We start from the raw sequence: 15,985 nt of genomic DNA, 5'->3' as shown, positions 1-15,985 counted from the left end.
AAACGGCCACGGCGCAAACCCGCCGGGCCCATCATGCCCCTCCCTCCCGCACCTCTGGCAGTGTGGCGCCTCTTCGGTATCAGCCACCCCACCGGCGCTGGACCGAACCCTCGAACCGGCCCGCCGGGCGACCTTCCCGTGGGGGGTGGGGACGCCCGGCGGGCCCCGCTCACGTGCCACTTCCGGGCCGTTTTTCCGGATGCCCCGTTTTCGTACGGCCCGTGCGGTGGACACTAGGGGCATGAGCCAGCAGGGGGAGAAGCCCGCCGCCGACGAGGACGACTGGTGGCGGAAGCTGTACGACGACACCGCGCGGGACATCGGGCCGAGCAGCGCGGCCGACAGCCTCGACGACCGCTTCGACTCCGCGTCGGACGCCGTGGGCTCGGGGACTACGGGGGGCGCGGACCATCCGGTCACCGTGATCCCGCTGCCCGACCCGCGCCTGCCGGAGGCGGCCCCGCCGTCGGAGAGGCGCCCGCCGAGGCACGCCGCACCGAGGCCGGACCCCGCGCCGGAGCCCCCCGCCTCCGCGCCCGGGCCCCCGCCCGCAGCGGCGACGCCTCCGCCCGAGCCGCCTCCCGTGCCCCCCGCACCGCACCGTCCGCCGGCGGGCGTCGACGAGCGTGCGCCCTGGGAGGCTCCGGCCGGGCGGCAGGGACCGCGTACCTTCGCGGCCCCCCCGCCGCCTCCCGCACCGCCGGCCGTGGCCGAGGCCCCCGAACCGCCGGTGCGCCCCGTCGTGGGCCACGTCGGCGACCGACCGCCGACCTACGACGCCGAACCCGCGGCCCTGCCCCTCTCCGGGCCCGACCACCTCGACGGCATCGTGCCCGACACCGTCCTGGACGGCGCGCGGTACGGGACGTACACGCTGCGCGCCGCGTCCGTACGCGGGGACTCCGCCCGCTTCCGCGGAGAGCGCCGGCGCGACGCCCTGCTCACCGCCCGCTTCGGGGCCGGCGACGCGGCACTCGTCCTGGTCGCGGTGGCCGGCGGTGCCCGGGGCGCCGACGGGGCGCATCTCGCCGCGGCCGACGCCTGCCGCTGGATCGGCGGCGCCGTCGCCCGCAGCCACGCCCGGCTCTCGGACGACATAAGAGCGGGGCGCCGGGGTGACCTCAAGTCCGGTCTGCACCGCCTCACCGACCGTACGTACGGCAGGCTGCGCGCCCGCGCCGCGGAACTGGGCCTCGATCCGTCCGCCTACAGCGCCGGACTGGGCTGCCTGCTGCTGTCCGCCGACCCGGACTGTCGCACCCGGGTCTTCTTCGGCACGGGCCGCGGCGGCCTCTTCAGGCTCCGTGACGGCGCCTGGCAGGACCTCGACCCGGTGCTCCCCGCCCCGGTGGGCGCCGCCGAGGAGGAGGGCCCCGGCGGGGACCGGCTCACGATGGACCTGCAGATCACCACGCCCCCCTCTCCGTACGAGGAGAGCCCGCCGCAGCGGCCCGCCGAGCCCTTCCACTTCCGTGCCTCCGTCGCCCGTCCGGGCGACACGCTGCTGCTCTGCGGAAGCGGCATGGCCGAGCCGATGCGCGGAGAACCCGCGCTCGCCGGGGAACTCGCCCGGCGCTGGGCGTCGGACGCGCCGCCGGGACTGCCCGCCTATCTCGCCGACGTACAGCTCCGGACCAAGGGGTACGCGGACGACCGTACGTGCGTGGCGGTCTGGGAGGCGTAACGGAGCGCGGCATGGGTTGATGGAGACACGGACAGCCTGAGGCAGAGAGGGCGCGCACCCATGGCCAAGCAGAACGTGTCGGAACAGTTCGTCGACATCCTGGTCCGGGCGGGGGTCAAGCGGCTGTACGGCGTCGTCGGCGACAGCCTCAACCCGGTGGTCGACGCCGTCCGCCGCAACGCCGCCATCGAGTGGATCCAGGTCAGGCACGAGGAGACCGCCGCGTTCGCCGCGGGAGCCGAGGCACAGGTCACCGGAACCCTCGCCGCCTGCGCGGGTTCCTGCGGCCCCGGCAACCTGCACCTGATCAACGGCCTGTACGACGCCCACCGGTCCATGGCCCCGGTGCTCGCGCTCGCCTCGCACATCCCGTCGAGCGAGATCGGCCTCGGCTACTTCCAGGAGACGCATCCCGAGCTGCTCTTCCAGGAGTGCAGCCACTACAACGAGATGATCTCCAACCCGCAGCAGATGCCGCGCCTGCTCCAGACGGCCATCCAGCACGCCATCGGCCGCGGTGGTGTCAGCGTCGTGTCGATGCCCGGTGACATCGCCTCGCAGCCGGCCCCCGACAAGTCCGTCGAGCACGCCCTGGTCACCTCGCGGCCGTCCGTGCGGCCCGGGGACGAGGAGATCGAGAAGCTCTGCCGGATGATCGACGAGGCCAAGCGGGTGACGCTGTTCTGCGGAAGCGGAACGGCGGGCGCGCACGCCGAGGTCATGGAACTGGCCGAACGGGTGAAGGCCCCGGTCGGCCACGCGCTGCGCGGCAAGGAGTGGATCCAGTACGACAATCCGTACGACGTGGGCATGAGCGGGCTGCTCGGCTACGGCGCCGCCTACGAGGCCACGCACGAGTGCGATCTGCTGATCCTGCTGGGCACGGACTTCCCGTACAACGCGTTCCTCCCGACCGACGTGAAGATCGTCCAGGTCGACGTGCGCCCCGAACACCTGGGCCGGCGGTCGAAGCTCGACCTGGCGGTCTGGGGCGACGTACGCGAGACGCTGCGGTGCCTGACCCCGCGCGTGAAGACCAAGACGAACCGCAGGTTCCTCGACCGGATGCTGAAGAAGCACGCGGACGCGCTCGAGGGCGTGGTCAAGGCGTACACCCGCAAGGTCGAGAAGCACGTGCCGATCCACCCCGAGTACGTCGCCTCGGTCCTCGACGAGATCGCCGACGACGACGCCGTGTTCACCGTCGACACCGGCATGTGCAACGTCTGGGCGGCGCGCTACCTCACACCCAACGGCAAGCGCCGGGTGATCGGTTCGTTCAGCCACGGTTCGATGGCGAACGCACTGCCCCAGGCGATCGGGGCCCAGTTCACCGACCGGAACCGCCAGGTCGTGTCCATGTCCGGCGACGGCGGTTTCACCATGCTGATGGGTGACTTCCTCACGCTCGTCCAGTACAACCTGCCGGTGAAGGTGGTCCTCTTCAACAACTCCGCGCTCGGCATGGTCGAGCTGGAGATGCTGGTGGCGGGCCTGCCGTCGTTCGGTACGACCAACAAGAACCCCGACTTCGCGGCCGTCGCGAGGGCCGCAGGCGCCTACGGGGTGCGCGTGGAGAAGCCCAAGCAGCTGGAGGGCGCGCTCAAGGAGGCCTTCAGGCACAAGGGGCCGGCGCTCGTCGACGTGGTCACCGACCCGAACGCACTCTCCATCCCGCCCAAGATCAGCGCGGACATGGTCACCGGCTTCGCGCTCTCGGCCAGCAAGATCGTCCTGGACGGCGGAGTCGGCCGCATGCTCCAGATGGCCCGCTCCAACATCCGCAACGTGCCGCGTCCCTGAGCGCCTTCGGTCCGCCCCTGTCTCCGGGGCGGGGCCGCGACCGATGAGTTCTCCCCGTGCGCGCAGTCAGAGAACCGGTTGGTGCGCCGCGGCCGAGAGGTGTTCGCAGCGTGCGCCGCCCTGATCCGCAGAGCACCGGACACGAGACACCGAGGACACCAGATGCGCACTCTGATCAGCACCGCCTTCGTCTCCCTCGACGGGGTCGTGGAGGCACCCGGCGGCGAACCCGGCTACCGCAACTCCGGATGGACCTTCAAGGACGTGGAGTTCCTTCCCGAGGCGTTCGAGATCAAGGGACGCGAGCAGAAGGAGGCCGCGGCGATGCTGATGGGCCGCGTCAGTTACGAGGCGTTCAGCCCCGTCTGGCCGGACATGGAGGACTTCGCCGACTACAGGGTGATGCCGAAGTACGTCGTGTCGACCACGCTCACCGAGGACGAGCTGGTCCCGGCCTGGGGCGAGACCACCATCCTGCGTTCCCTCGACGGCGTCGCCGCGCTGAAGGAGACCGAGGGCGGTCCGATCATCGTCCACGGCAGCGCCGCGCTGAACCGGAGTCTTTCGGACGCCGGTCTCATCGACCGCTACCACCTGCTCGTCTTCCCGCTCCTGCTGGGCGCGGGCAAGCGTCTGTTCAGCGGCACGGACAAGGACACCCAGAAACTGCGGCTCGTCGAGCACGAGACCTACGCCAACGGTCTGCAGAAGAACGTCTTCGACGTCATCCACTGACCGCGCCCGCCTGACGGGGGGAACGGCGCCGTGGGCCCGCCGGTCCTCAGCCCTCAGCGCAGACGCAGGGCTTCCGGCCCTGCCGTTTCCGTGATGATGGAGACGAGTCGGCCGAACAGGGTCGGCCCCCGTCCGGCACGGGCCTCGGCGATCTCCCGTTCGACGCGCGCCCGATTCGACGGATGCACGCGGGGCAGCCGCTCGTCCAGTCTGCGAGCGGTCTCCGCATGACCGAGAGCACGGGCGGAGGCGGCGTGGTCGCGCCATTCGATGACGAAGCGACCGTCGTCCGGGGTGCCGAAGCCACCGCGCAGACAGTCCGCGAAGGCGTCCAGCCCACGGCCGAAATAGCCTCCGGGGCCGTTCACGGCTTCACCGATCCGATCCCAGAAGTCGTCAAGGCCGGTGATCCCGGCGCCGTCGATCACATAGGTCACGGTCATGCCCGGAGCCTACAAGCGCGTCTCCCGGAAGTGCCGGTGCCGGCCGGAGGCCCGCGTCGCAGGTGGGGGACTGCGGCGCGGGCCGGACCGGGGGTGCGGATCAGCAGTCGTGGTCGACGAGGTCGAACGACTCGTAGTGGTCCGCGGTGTAGTAGTCCTCCCGGACTTCCTCGCCCGTCACGATCCGGCGGGCCCCGCGGGTGGGGGAGCCGGGCGTGACGACCGTGTACTCGTGGTAGTAGCCGGTGCTCCGACTGGGCAGGACGGCCTCCCGGTTCTGGAAGACCGTGCCGTCCTCCTCGTACGGGAACGGGCCGCCGTCCTCGATCAGGCCGAGCGTGTCATGTGCCTCGGAAGGCAGCGCGGAGTAACAGACGCTGCCCACCGCCGTGGTCGAGGGAACGGTCGCGGCCGACGCCGTCACCGGTCCCGAGACGAAGAGGACGGACAGGAGGGCGGCGACGCCGCCGAGCGTGGTGATCCGTGGGGGGATTCGCATGCCCACCATGATGACGCGCGTAGATGCCCGTCCGTCAACGGCAACTCATGTGAATTTTCCGCATGTTAACAGTGAGTGCGCATCCTGATCCGCTCGTCCGCGGTGGGTCCTGAGCGGCCGTGTGTTCATCTGTTGACGCCCGGAATAGCTTGACCGCTCGCCGATGGGGAATGCATCGGGGGCAAGCGTTCGAGACATGACGGAGCGAAGCGAATCCGAGAGGGGCCGATTCATCGTGCGTGCGGGGGACATGACGAAGCGACGGGAGGGTCCGCCGGCGCGGCTGCATCGCAGACTCGGGCACGCCGACCTGTCGGCCGTGGGGGAGATACGCGGGGCGCTGCGGGATTTCCTGCGCTACCGGCGGCGGCCGGAGGACACCGAGGTCGCTGAACTCCTGCTCTCCGAACTGGTGACGAACGCGCTGATCCACACGCGGAACGGGGCCGTGGTCACCGTGACGTCCGCACCCGCGCGTTTGCGCGTGGAGGTGCGTGACTTCATGACGGAGCAGGAACCCGCGCCGTACGTACCGAACGCCGACGACGGTACGCACGGCAGGGGTTTGCTCCTCGTCCAGAGCCTGGCGGACTCCTGGGGAGTCACGACTCAGGCGCTGGGCAAGGTGGTCTGGTTCGAGCTGAGCGGCGGCATGGCATGACGCTCAGCCGAACTGCTGTTCCAGGTCCTTGAGTTTCTGCTCCAGCGAATCGAGCCGGGGCAGGGCCTGTGTGTCGTCCTCGGCGGTGAGGTCGACGGGCGCGGGTTCACCGCTGGTGGTCTGTGCCGAAGTACTCCTGGATTTCGGGCCGTTCACGGCTTGCAGGGATGGACGGGGGCGCAGGGGCAGTTGTCCCGGCCCTGCTATGGCGGGTTCCGCGACGGCCGGTGGGCCGCCCCCTGCCGCCGGGGCGATGGCCTGGACGTCCATCTGGCGGCCCGACCGTCCGCCGCGCCCCCATACCCGGTTCTGCCGGTTCAGGGCCTTGATGTGGGCCCGGTCCAGTTTGGCCTGATCCTTCCTGCGGTGCCGGTCCTGTTCTCTCTCCCGGCGGTCCTCGCGCACCTCGTCCACCGCCTCGTCCAGGGTCCGGACGCCTTCGAGGAGCATCAGCGACCAGGCGCCGAACGTCTCCCTGGGGGCGCGCAGCCACCGTACGATCCGGATCTGCGGCAGCGGACGGGGCACCAGGCCCTGCTCGCGGAGTGCCGCACGGCGTGTCTGCTTCAGCGCGCGGTCGAACAGCACCGCGGCCGAGAGCGACATGCCCGCGAAGAAGTGCGGAGCGCCCGCGTGGTCCATGCCGCGCGGCGCGTGCACCCAGTTGAACCAGGCGGCGGCACCGGCGAACGTCCACACCAGCAGTCGCGAGCCCAGAGCCGCGTCGCCGTGGCTGGCCTCACGTACGGCGAGCACCGAACAGAACATCGCGGCCCCGTCGAGGCCGAAGGGCACGAGGTACTCCCAGCCCCCGGAGAGGTTGAGGTTTTGCCGGCCGAAGCCGACGAGCCCGTGGAAGGAGAGGGCGGCGGCGACCGCGGCACAGCAGAACAGCAGGACGTACGAGGCGGTGGCGTAGAGCGCCTCCTTGCGCCGGCGGCGCTCCTCGCTGCGTTCCCAGCTGTCGTCGGCCCCGGCCTTCTCAGCGGCGCGCTTGCCGCGCGCGACCACCGTCACCGCCGCCATGACCCCCACGAGCAGCACGGCGCCCGGAAGCAGCCAGTCAAGCGATATGTCGGTCAGTCTCATGCACGGTCCCTTGCGTCACGTAGGGCGTTTCGGGCGCCATCGTGACGGAAATTCCGGGCCGCTCAGCGGGTTTCGGGACAAGTGAACGCCATTGGGTCGGCGGGCCTCATCGTTGGACGGAATCTTCTCGAACGTGCGTGAGGGAAGGCCGTGTTGTGTTCGAATTCCGGTCGCCCGGCCGGGTGGTGTGAGCCGCGTGCGGCTCACGCGGTGGCGGCGAGCCTGCGGACGCGGTCGTCGTCGCAGGTGCGGGGGCAGGTCACGCAGGTGTCCTCCGGCCGCAGGGTGTAGAAGAGGCAGCAGCTCGCCCGGTCCCGGGTGGGGAGGGACTCGCCGCCGGGTCCGGTCAGTTCACGGAAGCCCGCCGTACCCACGTACGGCTTGGTCGTGCCCGGGAGCAGCTCCTCCAGCTCGGCCATCGCCCGGTTCTCCTCCCCGAGCAGGTGCGCGATGTACCAGAGACCCTCGACGATCTCGTCGGTCGCCATGCCCCACAGGGCGCGCTTGCCGCGTCGCATGCGGGGCCCGAACCCGTCCAGCACGGGGCCGATGTGCTCGGCCACGGAGTCGCGGACCTCGGCCCGCAGCGCCGCTTCACCGGGCACGACCCGGGCGCCCGGCAGGGCTGCGGCGGGATCACCGGGAAGGCAGGCGAACTCGCCCACCCGCAGGGCCAGATGGCCCAGTCCCCGGTGGAAGGAGACGTCGGCCACGGGGATGCGGGGCACGCGCCGGTGCAGGAACCACGGCACGGTCACCAGGAGGCAGGCCGGCCACGCGTAGCGGTGGAGTCCGAAGCTCGCCACGACGTCGGGGCGGGCGCGGGTGCCGTAGTCCCGGAGCACCTGTGCCTCGTCCCAGGCCAGGAAGTCGTCCAGTGCCGCTCCGCCCTCGGCGAGGTCCGCCGCCCGGACCCAGCCCGCCCCGGAGGGTGCCGGCGCGTCGTGGGCGAGCACCTCGGCCCGCAGCCCCGGGAAGACCTCGGCCAGACGGGTGTACGCCGCCGCGGTCGGAGACGGGGCGGTCGTGGCGAGCAGGACGGGCACGGTCATGAGGGACCACCGAATCACGATCATTTACAGGTAAGCCTTACCTTACCCGAACTGACCGATAGGGGAACCGGCGCCCACTGCGCATATCGTGCACACGGGGCCCGGTGCGCGAGCCGGCCCCTCGTTCCGAGGAGGTCCCGGGTGGAGCAGGGCAGAGTGCGGGACGGCGTGGGCCCGTATGCGCCGGCGGGCACCCCGCCGGACGTCCGTGTGCCCGAACAGGCACGCGGCGAGCACACCCACAGCGAGCGCACCGTGTCCCGCACCGTGCAGCGGCACTCCGTACGCGGCCAGATCCTGCACGCCCTGCGCTCCGCGCTCGTCGGTGGCGAGCTGACCCCGGGGGAGGTCTACTCCGCCCCCGCGCTCGGCGCGCGCTTCGGTGTGTCCGCGACGCCCGTGCGCGAGGCCATGCAGCAGCTGGCGGTCGAGGGCGCCGTCGAGGTCGTGCCGAACCGCGGCTTCCGGGTCAGCCGACGGGGTGCCCGTGAACTGGCCGAGCTCGCGGAGGTGCGCGCCCTGATCGAGGTCCCGGTCATGCTGCGGCTCGCCCGCACGGTCCCGGCCGACGACTGGTACGCGCTGCGCCCGCTGGCCGACGCCACGGTCGCCGCGGCGGCCGTCGGTGACCGCGCGGGATACGCCGAGAGCGACCGCGCCTTCCACCGTGCGGTGCTCGAACTGTCCGGCAACCTGCAGCTCGTGGAGGTCGCCGACGATCTGCACCGCAGGTCCCAGTGGCCCCTGGCCGCCGGCCCGGCGGGCCGGCGGGCGGAGCTGCTCGCCGACGCCTCGGAGCACACCGCGCTGCTCGACGCGCTGATCGCCCGGGACCTCACGGTGGTGCGGTCCCTCGTGCGCGAGCACTACAACGGCGCCGACGTGTGACGCCCCGGGCACCCCGACGGGTGCCCGGCCGCCATGCCTCGGTCCGGCCCCTCAGTTCGCCTCGACCGTCTCCGGGGCCGGAGGCTCCAGCCGGGGCGCCAGCCAGGTCGGTACGCCGCCGAGGAGCCGGAACAGCCGCCCCGCCTCGGCCCGCAGCCGGGCCGCGGCCTCGGGTTCGGTCTCGGCGTCGGCGAGCGAGATGAGCGCCGGGGCCGTGCCGACGAGGTAGCCCAGCTCCTCCCGTATCCGCAGTGACTCGGCGAACCCGTGCCGCGCCTCGGCGAGCTCGCCCTCGCGCAGGGCGAGCGAGGCGAGATGGCGCCAGGTGAAGGAGAGCAGGAGTTCGTCGCCCCGGGCGGTCGCCCCGGCGTGTGCCCTGCGGTAGGCGGCACGGGCGGACTGGGGGGAATCGGCGATGTTCTGGGCGATCAGACCCCGGCGGAAGTCCAGCAGGGGCCGGCCGGGTGCAGCGGGGGAGAGCAGTGCGGCGGCCCTGCTGAGCGCCACGCTGGCCTCGTCGGCCCGGTCGCGCGCTCCGAGCAGTGTCGAGGCGTAGGCGAGATAGCCGCGCTCGCAGGCGGCCGCCCCACGCTCCGAATCCCCGTGCGCGAGCGCCTCCGCCGCGCGCAGGGCGTCCTCGGCGTCGGTCCACCCGGTGCCCGTGTACAGGCACCGCTCGGTCAGCAGCGAGGTCCGCTGGAGTGCGGCCGCGTGGTCCGTGGCCGCGTGGGGTTCGAGCAGCGCGGCCGCGTCCGTCCAGCAGGCTCGTGAACGCAGCCGCCATACCGCGGTCTGGAGCGGCGGATCGTCATCTGCAGTCGTTCCGGAACCAGACATGGCGGTATGCGCCACGTTGCCCTCCCCGAGCGCGCCGTCGAGCTGTGGAGGCCGGCGGCGAACGCCCGCCGGCCAGGGTCTGCGCGCATCTCAGCACGGAATGGCACGCCGGGCCAAGGGGTGGGATCAATGTCAGGTGAAAGATTTCACAATCACCCGGAGCCCGGCCGGGCCACGATTGGGCCGGGAAGTCACCTCATGCGCAGGGCGAGGAAGAAGTCGAGCTTGTCCTCGAGGCGCGAAAGGTCACGTCCCGTCAACTGCTCGATACGTCCGACGCGATAGCGCAGTGTGTTGACGTGGAGGTGCAGCCGGGCCGCACAGCGGGTCCAGGAACCGTCGCAGTCCAGGAATGCCTCCAGCGTCTCCATGAGTTCCGCGCGGTGACGCCGGTCGTAGTCGCGCAGGGGGTCCAGGAGCCGCGCGGTGAACGCCCGGCGCACGTCGTCCGGCACGAAGGGCAGCAGCAGGACGTGGGAGGCGAGCTCGTGGTGGCCGGCCGCGCAGACCGGGCCCGGCCGGGCCGCGGCGACGCGGCGGGCGTGCCGCGCCTCCTCGAGCGCTCCGCGCAGCCCTTCGGCGGAGTGCACGGCGGCGCTGACACCGAGTGTCAGGCGCCCGTCGTCGGCCAGCCCGGCGGAGAGCGGCGCGCGGACGGTCTGGAGCAGGGCATCGGCGTGCAGGGCGGCGTCCCGCCGCTCCGGCTCGTCCGCCGCGGCCTCGTCCTCCGCACCTGCGCCGGTGGCGGGCGGTGCGGGGAGCGCGGTCAGCGGCACCAGCGCGACGGCCTCCTCGCCGGTGTACGCCACGGCGATCCGGTCCGCCGAGTCGGGGCCGGCCACCGCGGGGTCGACCAGGATCTCCTCCAGCACCGCCTGGGCGGCCCGGCCGCCCGGGAGGTCCGTGTCCTCGCCCGCCCATTCGACCCGGGCCACGACGACCTGCCAGTGCGGCGCTGTGCCGAGACCCGGCAGCAGGACGGGGGCGGCGACCCGGAGCCGGGCCGCGATCTCGGCCGGGGCGGCGCCCGCCTGGACCAGCTCCAGGACCTCCTGGGCGAGCCTCCGGCGAACCGCCCGCGCCGCGTCGCGGCGGTCCCGCTCGACCGCGATCAACTGCGTCACGCCCTGGAGCAGGTCCAGGCGTGCGGCCGGCCAGTCGCCCGCGTCCGCCTCGACGGCCAGCAGCCAGTCCGAGAGGACGGACTCCCGCACGTCCCTGGACGGGAGCGGGGCGGCTCCCCGGCCGGTGTTCCGGATCGGGAACAGTGAATACGCCGTACCGTCCACCTCGGCCCGGTGCGGCCCCCGGCGGCCCGAACGGGTCGCGGCGAGGTGGTGGCCGGCCAGTTCCGCGCCGACGTGCGGGGGCAGCGGCTCACCGGCCCCGGCGATCCGGCGGCCCGTGGGGGAGAGGACCCAGGCGCGCAGGTCCAGGTCGGAGGTCAGCAGATCGAGGACCACCTCGGGGCCGCCGCCCGCCGGACCCGAGGTCATCAGGCGGCGGTGCCGGTCGACGACCGCGGCGAGGTCGCCGGCCCGTTCACCGGACACCTGCCGGACCACGTGCTCGGTGATCATTGCGAACGCGACGGTCTCGTGCACGGCGAACAGCGGCAGCCGGTGCCTCAGGCACGCCTCGACCAGGTCGTCCGGGATGTCCCCGAGTTCGGCCTCGCCGGCGGCCAGACCCGCGACGCCCGCGCCCGCCAGGATCCTGACGAAGGGCTCGGAGTCGGCGGCGTCCCGCCGCCAGGCGAGCCCGGTGAGGACCAGTTCCCCGCCGGAGAGGTAGCGGCTGGGGTCGCGCAGGTCGGTCGTCATGACGCCGCGGACCGACCGGTCCAGCTCGTCCTCGCCGCCGAGCAGCCGCAGGCCCAGCGCCTCGGTGTCCAGCAGTGCGCGCAGCCGCATCGTCGATTGCCGCCGATCTCTTCGTTGGTGCGGGGGACGTCAGGGGTTACCTGTGAATTGCGGTGAGGTCACCGGTACCCGCCATTCGTTCGAATCTACAAGACGGGGACGGGGACCAGCCAACTCCTTCATGGTTTCGGTGACTGCACCGAGTGGAGCAAGACTTGTGTACTGGGCCACACACCGCGTCAAACAACACAGGAACGACCAGTAATGGGCCGGCCGCACCCCGCCCCCAGCCGAACGACCCGATTGAGAAGAAGAGAGCCACTCATGGACTTCCTTCGCCCCGCCAGCTGGGAGGAGGCGCTCGCCGCCAAGGCCGAGCACCCGACGGCTGTGCCCATCGCGGGTGGCACCGACGTCATGGTCGAGATCAACTTCGACCACCGCCGGCCCGAACACCTCATGGACCTGAACCGCATCGGTGAGCTGTCCGAGTGGCAGGTGGGCCCGGACACCGTACGCCTCGGCGCCTCCGTGCCGTACAGCGCCGTCATGGAGAACCTGAGGGCCGAGCTGCCCGGCCTCGCCCTCGCCTCGCACACGGTCGCCTCGCCGCAGATCCGCAACCGCGGCGGTGTCGGCGGCAACCTGGGCACCGCGTCCCCCGCGGGGGACGCCCACCCCGCGCTGCTCGCCGCGGGAGCCGAGGTCGAGGCCGCGTCCGTACGCGGGACGCGGATGATCCCGATCGACGACTTCTACACCGGCGTGAAGCGCAACGCCCTCGCACCGGACGAGCTGATCCGGGCCGTGCACATCAAGAAGGCGGACGGTCCGCAGCAGTACTCGAAGGTCGGCACGCGCAACGCGATGGTCATCGCCGTGTGCGCCTTCGGTCTCGCCCTCCACCCCGGGACGCGCACGGTACGGACCGGTATCGGCTCCGCCGCCCCGACCCCGGTCAGGGCGAAGGAGGCCGAGGACTTCCTCAACGCCGCACTGGAGGAGGGCGGGTTCTGGGACAGCGGGAAGATCATCACCCCGTCCGTCGCCAAGCAGTTCGCCCAGCTCGCCGCGGGGGCCTGCAACCCCATCGACGACGTACGGGGAACCGCCGCCTACCGCAGGCACGCGGTCGGCATCATGGCCCGCCGCACGCTGGGCTGGACCTGGGAGCAGTACCGCGGAGCGGGACGCACCCTCGAAGGAGCTGCCTGATCATGCGAGTCAATTTCACGGTCAACGGCCGGAAACAGGAAGCCGACGACGTCTGGGAGGGCGAGTCACTCCTGTACGTCCTGCGTGAGCGCATGGGCCTGCCCGGCTCCAAGAACGCCTGTGAGCAGGGCGAATGCGGCTCCTGTACGGTCCGCCTCGACGGTGTGCCCGTCTGTTCCTGTCTCGTCGCGGCCGGCCAGGCGGAAGGCCGCGAGATCGTCACCGTCGAAGGGCTGGCCGACTACGCCAGGCACCGCGACGACGCCCACCCCGGAACCGGATGCGCCGCGGGCGCCTGCGGCACGTCTGTCGACGCGGCCCAGCGCTGGCAGGCCAAGCCCGCCGACGCGCAGAGCGCCGACGCGGCCGACCTCTCACCCGTCCAGCAGGCGTTCATCGACGCGGGGGCCGTCCAGTGCGGCTTCTGCACCCCCGGCCTGCTGGTCGCGGCCGACGAGCTGCTCGAGACGCACCCCTCGCCGTCCGACCAGGACATCCGCGAGGCGCTCTCCGGCAACCTCTGCCGGTGCACCGGCTACGAGACGATCCTCGACGCGGTCCGCCTCGCGGCCGCCCGTCAGGAAGAGGCGGTCCGATAGCCATGGCGCTGCACCCACGAGCCGCGACCGTACCGGCCGGCACCCCCGCCAAGATCACCCAGGGCTCCCACACCCGGGGCGGCATCGGCGAGTCCACCCTGCGGCCCGACGGGACCCTCAAGGTCACCGGCGAGTTCGCCTACTCCTCGGACATGTGGCACGAGGACATGCTGTGGGGCCACACGCTCCGCTCCACCGTCGCCCACGCCGAGATCCGGTCGATCGACATCGGCGAGGCCGTCGCCACGCCCGGCGTCTACGCCGTGCTGACGTACGACGACCTGCCCGCCGAGATGAAGAACTACGGGCTGGAGATCCAGGACACCCCCGTACTCGCCCACGGCAAGGTCCGTCACCACGGCGAGCCCGTGGCGCTCGTCGCCGCCGACCACCCGGAGACCGCGCGCCGTGCCGCCGCCAAGATCCGGATCGACTACGCGGAACTGCCGGTCATCACGGACGAGGAGTCCGCGACGGCGCCCGGCGCGGTGCTGATCCACGAAGGCCGCGACGACCACCACATCGGGCACGTACCGCACCCCAACATCGTCCACCGCCAGCCCGTCGTCCGCGGCGACGCCGACGCGGCCGCCGCGCGGGCCGACGTGATCATCACCGGTGACTACGTCTTCGGCATGCAGGACCAGGCATTCCTCGGCCCTGAGTCGGGCCTCGCGGTTCCTTCCGAGGACGGGGGCGTCGAGCTGTACGTCGCCACCCAGTGGCTGCACTCCGACCTCCGCCAGATCGCCCCCGTGCTCGGCCTGCCCGAGGACAAGGTGCGCATGACGCTCTCCGGCGTCGGCGGTGCGTTCGGCGGCCGCGAGGACCTGTCGATGCAGATCCACGCCTGCCTGCTGGCCCTGCGCACCGGCAAGCCCGTCAAGATGGTCTACAACCGCTTCGAGTCCTTCTTCGGACACGTCCACCGGCACCCGGCCAAGCTCCACTACGAGCACGGTGCCACCAAGGACGGCAAGCTCACCCACATGAAGTGCCGGATCGTGCTGGACGGCGGCGCCTACGCGTCCGCCTCCCCGGCGGTCGTCGGCAACGCCTCCTCGCTCGCGGTCGGCCCGTACGCCGTCGAGGACGTCGACATCGAGGCGATCGCGCTCTACTCCAACAACCCGCCCTGCGGCGCCATGCGCGGCTTCGGCGCGGTCCAGGCGTGCTTCGCCTACGAGGCGCAGATGGACAAGCTCGCCGCGGCCCTCGACATGGACCCGGTCGAACTCCGGCAGCTGAACGCCATGGAGCAGGGGACCCTGCTCCCCACCGGCCAGCCCGTCGACTCCCCGGCCCCGGTCGCCGAACTGCTGCGCCGCGTCAAGGCCAGGCCCCTGCCACCCGAGCAGCAGTGGCTCTCGGCCGACGCGGAGGGCAGCTCCGTCGACGTACGCGCGCTTCCCGGGGGTCTGTCCAACACGACCCACGGCGAGGGTGTCGTGCGGGGCGTCGGCTACGCCGTCGGCCTGAAGAACGTCGGCTTCTCCGAGGGCTTCGACGACTACTCGACCGCCCGGGTGCGCATGGAGGTCATCAACGGCGAGCCGGTCGCCACCGTGCACACCGCGATGGCCGAGGTCGGGCAGGGCGGTGTCACCGTCCACGCCCAGATCGCCCGTACCGAACTCGGGGTCAACCAGGTCACCATCCACCCGGCGGACACCCGGGTCGGCTCCGCCGGCTCCACGTCCGCCTCCCGCCAGACGTACGTCACCGGCGGCGCCGTCAAGAACTCCTGCGAGGCGGTCAGGGAACAGGTCCTGGAGATCGGCCGCCGCAAGTTCGGCACGTACCACCCGGCCTGGGCCACCGCCGAACTCCTCCTGGAGGGAGGCAAGGTGGTCACCGACGGCGGCGAGGTGCTCGCGTCGCTCGCCGACGTGCTGGAGGAGGAGTCCGTCGACGTCGAGCTGGAGTGGCGGCACAGGCCCACCGAGGCCTTCGACCTGCGCACCGGACAGGGCAACGGCCACGTCCAGTACTCCTTCGCGGCCCACCGCGCGGTCGTGGAGGTCGACACCGAACTCGGCCTGGTCAAGGTGATCGAACTGGCCTGCGCCCAGGACGTGGGCAAGGCACTCAACCCGCTGTCCGTCGTGGGTCAGATCCAGGGCGGCACCACCCAGGGGCTGGGCGTCGCCGTCATGGAGGAGATCATCGTCGACCCGAAGACGGCGAAGGTGCGCAACCCGTCCTTCACGGACTACCTGATCCCCACCATCCTCGACACCCCGACCATCCCGGTCGACGTGCTCGAACTCGCCGACGACCACGCCCCGTACGGGCTGCGCGGCGTCGGCGAGGCCCCGACCCTGTCGTCCACCCCGGCCGTGCTCGCGGCGATCCGGGCGGCGACGGGACTGGAGCTCAACAGGACCCCGGTGCGCCCCGAGCACATCACCGGTACCTGACGGCTCGTCAAATCCCTCCGGGCGGTGCGTGCCTGCAGTGAACGTCACGCTTCCCCGCGCCCACGCACCGTCCGGAGCCACCGCACAACCGATCCATCTGCACGAAGAGTTCGCCTCGGGCCGTCCCCCGGGTCGTGCGCCTCGCAGTCATCCCAAATCCCGCAGTCACGACAGCTCCACGCGGGTGCCCCTGTGAAC

Annotated in this window: 14 protein-coding genes; 8 read left to right on the top strand and 6 right to left on the bottom strand. The window is 72.0% G+C overall.

What is annotated here, in order from left to right; translation table 11 throughout:
* The first annotated feature begins 241 nt into the window (after positions 1 to 241).
* The 3 genes from OG206_RS06365 to OG206_RS06355 all read left to right on the top strand — a co-directional run bounded on the left by OG206_RS06365 (position 242) and on the right by OG206_RS06355 (position 4,222).
* Entirely contained in the window at positions 242 to 1,684 is a 1,443-nt protein-coding gene (locus OG206_RS06365; RefSeq protein ID WP_327113105.1) for a protein phosphatase 2C domain-containing protein, read from the top strand.
* A gap of 60 nt (positions 1,685 to 1,744) precedes the next feature.
* Positions 1,745 to 3,487: a pyruvate dehydrogenase gene (locus OG206_RS06360; RefSeq protein ID WP_327113103.1), complete on the top strand. Its 1,743-nt coding sequence runs from the start codon at positions 1,745 to 1,747 to the stop codon at positions 3,485 to 3,487.
* A gap of 162 nt (positions 3,488 to 3,649) precedes the next feature.
* Positions 3,650 to 4,222 carry a dihydrofolate reductase family protein gene (locus OG206_RS06355; RefSeq protein WP_327113101.1) on the top strand — a complete coding sequence of 191 codons (573 nt, stop codon included), beginning with the start codon at positions 3,650 to 3,652 and terminating at the stop codon, positions 4,220 to 4,222.
* 53 nt (positions 4,223 to 4,275) lie between these two features.
* Here the strand turns inward: OG206_RS06355 and OG206_RS06350 are convergent, their stop codons facing one another.
* The gene (locus OG206_RS06350; protein WP_327113099.1) at positions 4,276 to 4,665 is read right to left on the bottom strand and encodes a barstar family protein; all 390 of its coding nucleotides are present in this window, start codon (positions 4,663 to 4,665) and stop codon (positions 4,276 to 4,278) included.
* Positions 4,666 to 4,765: 100 nt separating this feature from the next.
* Entirely contained in the window at positions 4,766 to 5,164 is a 399-nt protein-coding gene (locus tag OG206_RS06345) for a ribonuclease domain-containing protein (protein ID WP_327113097.1), read from the bottom strand.
* A gap of 250 nt (positions 5,165 to 5,414) precedes the next feature.
* Between OG206_RS06345 and OG206_RS06340 the strand changes: the two genes are divergently transcribed.
* Positions 5,415 to 5,825, top strand: a complete 411-nt coding sequence (locus tag OG206_RS06340; protein ID WP_327113095.1) for an ATP-binding protein — start codon at positions 5,415 to 5,417, stop codon at positions 5,823 to 5,825.
* 3 nt (positions 5,826 to 5,828) lie between these two features.
* Here the strand turns inward: OG206_RS06340 and OG206_RS06335 are convergent, their stop codons facing one another.
* Positions 5,829 to 6,914, bottom strand: a complete 1,086-nt coding sequence (locus OG206_RS06335; RefSeq protein WP_327113093.1) for a DUF2637 domain-containing protein — start codon at positions 6,912 to 6,914, stop codon at positions 5,829 to 5,831.
* A gap of 203 nt (positions 6,915 to 7,117) precedes the next feature.
* The gene (locus OG206_RS06330) at positions 7,118 to 7,966 is read right to left on the bottom strand and encodes a (2Fe-2S)-binding protein (RefSeq protein WP_327113091.1); all 849 of its coding nucleotides are present in this window, start codon (positions 7,964 to 7,966) and stop codon (positions 7,118 to 7,120) included.
* 141 nt (positions 7,967 to 8,107) lie between these two features.
* Between OG206_RS06330 and OG206_RS06325 the strand changes: the two genes are divergently transcribed.
* Positions 8,108 to 8,854 carry a GntR family transcriptional regulator gene (locus tag OG206_RS06325; RefSeq protein WP_327113089.1) on the top strand — a complete coding sequence of 249 codons (747 nt, stop codon included), beginning with the start codon at positions 8,108 to 8,110 and terminating at the stop codon, positions 8,852 to 8,854.
* Between the two features lie 51 nt (positions 8,855 to 8,905).
* Here the strand turns inward: OG206_RS06325 and OG206_RS06320 are convergent, their stop codons facing one another.
* Together OG206_RS06320 and OG206_RS06315 are read right to left on the bottom strand one after the other, a co-directional pair.
* Entirely contained in the window at positions 8,906 to 9,691 is a 786-nt protein-coding gene (locus OG206_RS06320) for a hypothetical protein (RefSeq protein ID WP_327113087.1), read from the bottom strand.
* Between the two features lie 191 nt (positions 9,692 to 9,882).
* A complete protein-coding gene (locus OG206_RS06315; protein WP_327113085.1) occupies positions 9,883 to 11,604 on the bottom strand; it encodes a PucR family transcriptional regulator in 1,722 nt (573 codons plus the stop codon).
* A 273-nt stretch (positions 11,605 to 11,877) separates the two neighbouring features.
* Between OG206_RS06315 and OG206_RS06310 the strand changes: the two genes are divergently transcribed.
* Genes OG206_RS06310 through OG206_RS06300 form a run of 3 tightly spaced genes read left to right on the top strand, consistent with a single transcriptional unit; the run spans position 11,878 to position 15,787 of the window.
* Entirely contained in the window at positions 11,878 to 12,768 is an 891-nt protein-coding gene (locus OG206_RS06310) for an FAD binding domain-containing protein (RefSeq protein ID WP_327113083.1), read from the top strand.
* 2 nt (positions 12,769 to 12,770) lie between these two features.
* A complete protein-coding gene (locus OG206_RS06305) occupies positions 12,771 to 13,367 on the top strand; it encodes a (2Fe-2S)-binding protein (RefSeq protein WP_327113081.1) in 597 nt (198 codons plus the stop codon).
* Positions 13,368 to 13,369: 2 nt separating this feature from the next.
* Positions 13,370 to 15,787 carry a xanthine dehydrogenase family protein molybdopterin-binding subunit gene (locus OG206_RS06300; RefSeq protein ID WP_327113079.1) on the top strand — a complete coding sequence of 806 codons (2,418 nt, stop codon included), beginning with the start codon at positions 13,370 to 13,372 and terminating at the stop codon, positions 15,785 to 15,787.
* Positions 15,788 to 15,985: the final 198 nt, after the last annotated feature.

The organism is Streptomyces sp. NBC_01341, from assembly GCF_035946055.1.
Classification (GTDB): domain Bacteria; phylum Actinomycetota; class Actinomycetes; order Streptomycetales; family Streptomycetaceae; genus Streptomyces.
The sequence above is the reverse complement of the archived record's forward strand: the minus strand, read 5'-3'. Positions and strand labels throughout refer to the sequence as shown.

Coding starts and splice junctions, on each gene's coding strand:
- OG206_RS06310 (WP_327113083.1), top strand. CDS start 11,878: ATGGACTTCCTTCGCCCCGCCAGCTGGGAGGAGGCGCTCGCCGCCAAG.
- OG206_RS06355 (WP_327113101.1), top strand. CDS start 3,650: ATGCGCACTCTGATCAGCACCGCCTTCGTCTCCCTCGACGGGGTCGTG.
- OG206_RS06365 (WP_327113105.1), top strand. CDS start 242: ATGAGCCAGCAGGGGGAGAAGCCCGCCGCCGACGAGGACGACTGGTGG.
- OG206_RS06315 (WP_327113085.1), bottom strand. CDS start 11,604: ATGCGGCTGCGCGCACTGCTGGACACCGAGGCGCTGGGCCTGCGGCTG.
- OG206_RS06330 (WP_327113091.1), bottom strand. CDS start 7,966: ATGACCGTGCCCGTCCTGCTCGCCACGACCGCCCCGTCTCCGACCGCG.
- OG206_RS06320 (WP_327113087.1), bottom strand. CDS start 9,691: ATGTCTGGTTCCGGAACGACTGCAGATGACGATCCGCCGCTCCAGACC.
- OG206_RS06340 (WP_327113095.1), top strand. CDS start 5,415: ATGACGAAGCGACGGGAGGGTCCGCCGGCGCGGCTGCATCGCAGACTC.
- OG206_RS06305 (WP_327113081.1), top strand. CDS start 12,771: ATGCGAGTCAATTTCACGGTCAACGGCCGGAAACAGGAAGCCGACGAC.
- OG206_RS06350 (WP_327113099.1), bottom strand. CDS start 4,665: ATGACCGTGACCTATGTGATCGACGGCGCCGGGATCACCGGCCTTGAC.
- OG206_RS06360 (WP_327113103.1), top strand. CDS start 1,745: ATGGCCAAGCAGAACGTGTCGGAACAGTTCGTCGACATCCTGGTCCGG.
- OG206_RS06345 (WP_327113097.1), bottom strand. CDS start 5,164: ATGCGAATCCCCCCACGGATCACCACGCTCGGCGGCGTCGCCGCCCTC.
- OG206_RS06300 (WP_327113079.1), top strand. CDS start 13,370: ATGGCGCTGCACCCACGAGCCGCGACCGTACCGGCCGGCACCCCCGCC.
- OG206_RS06335 (WP_327113093.1), bottom strand. CDS start 6,914: ATGAGACTGACCGACATATCGCTTGACTGGCTGCTTCCGGGCGCCGTG.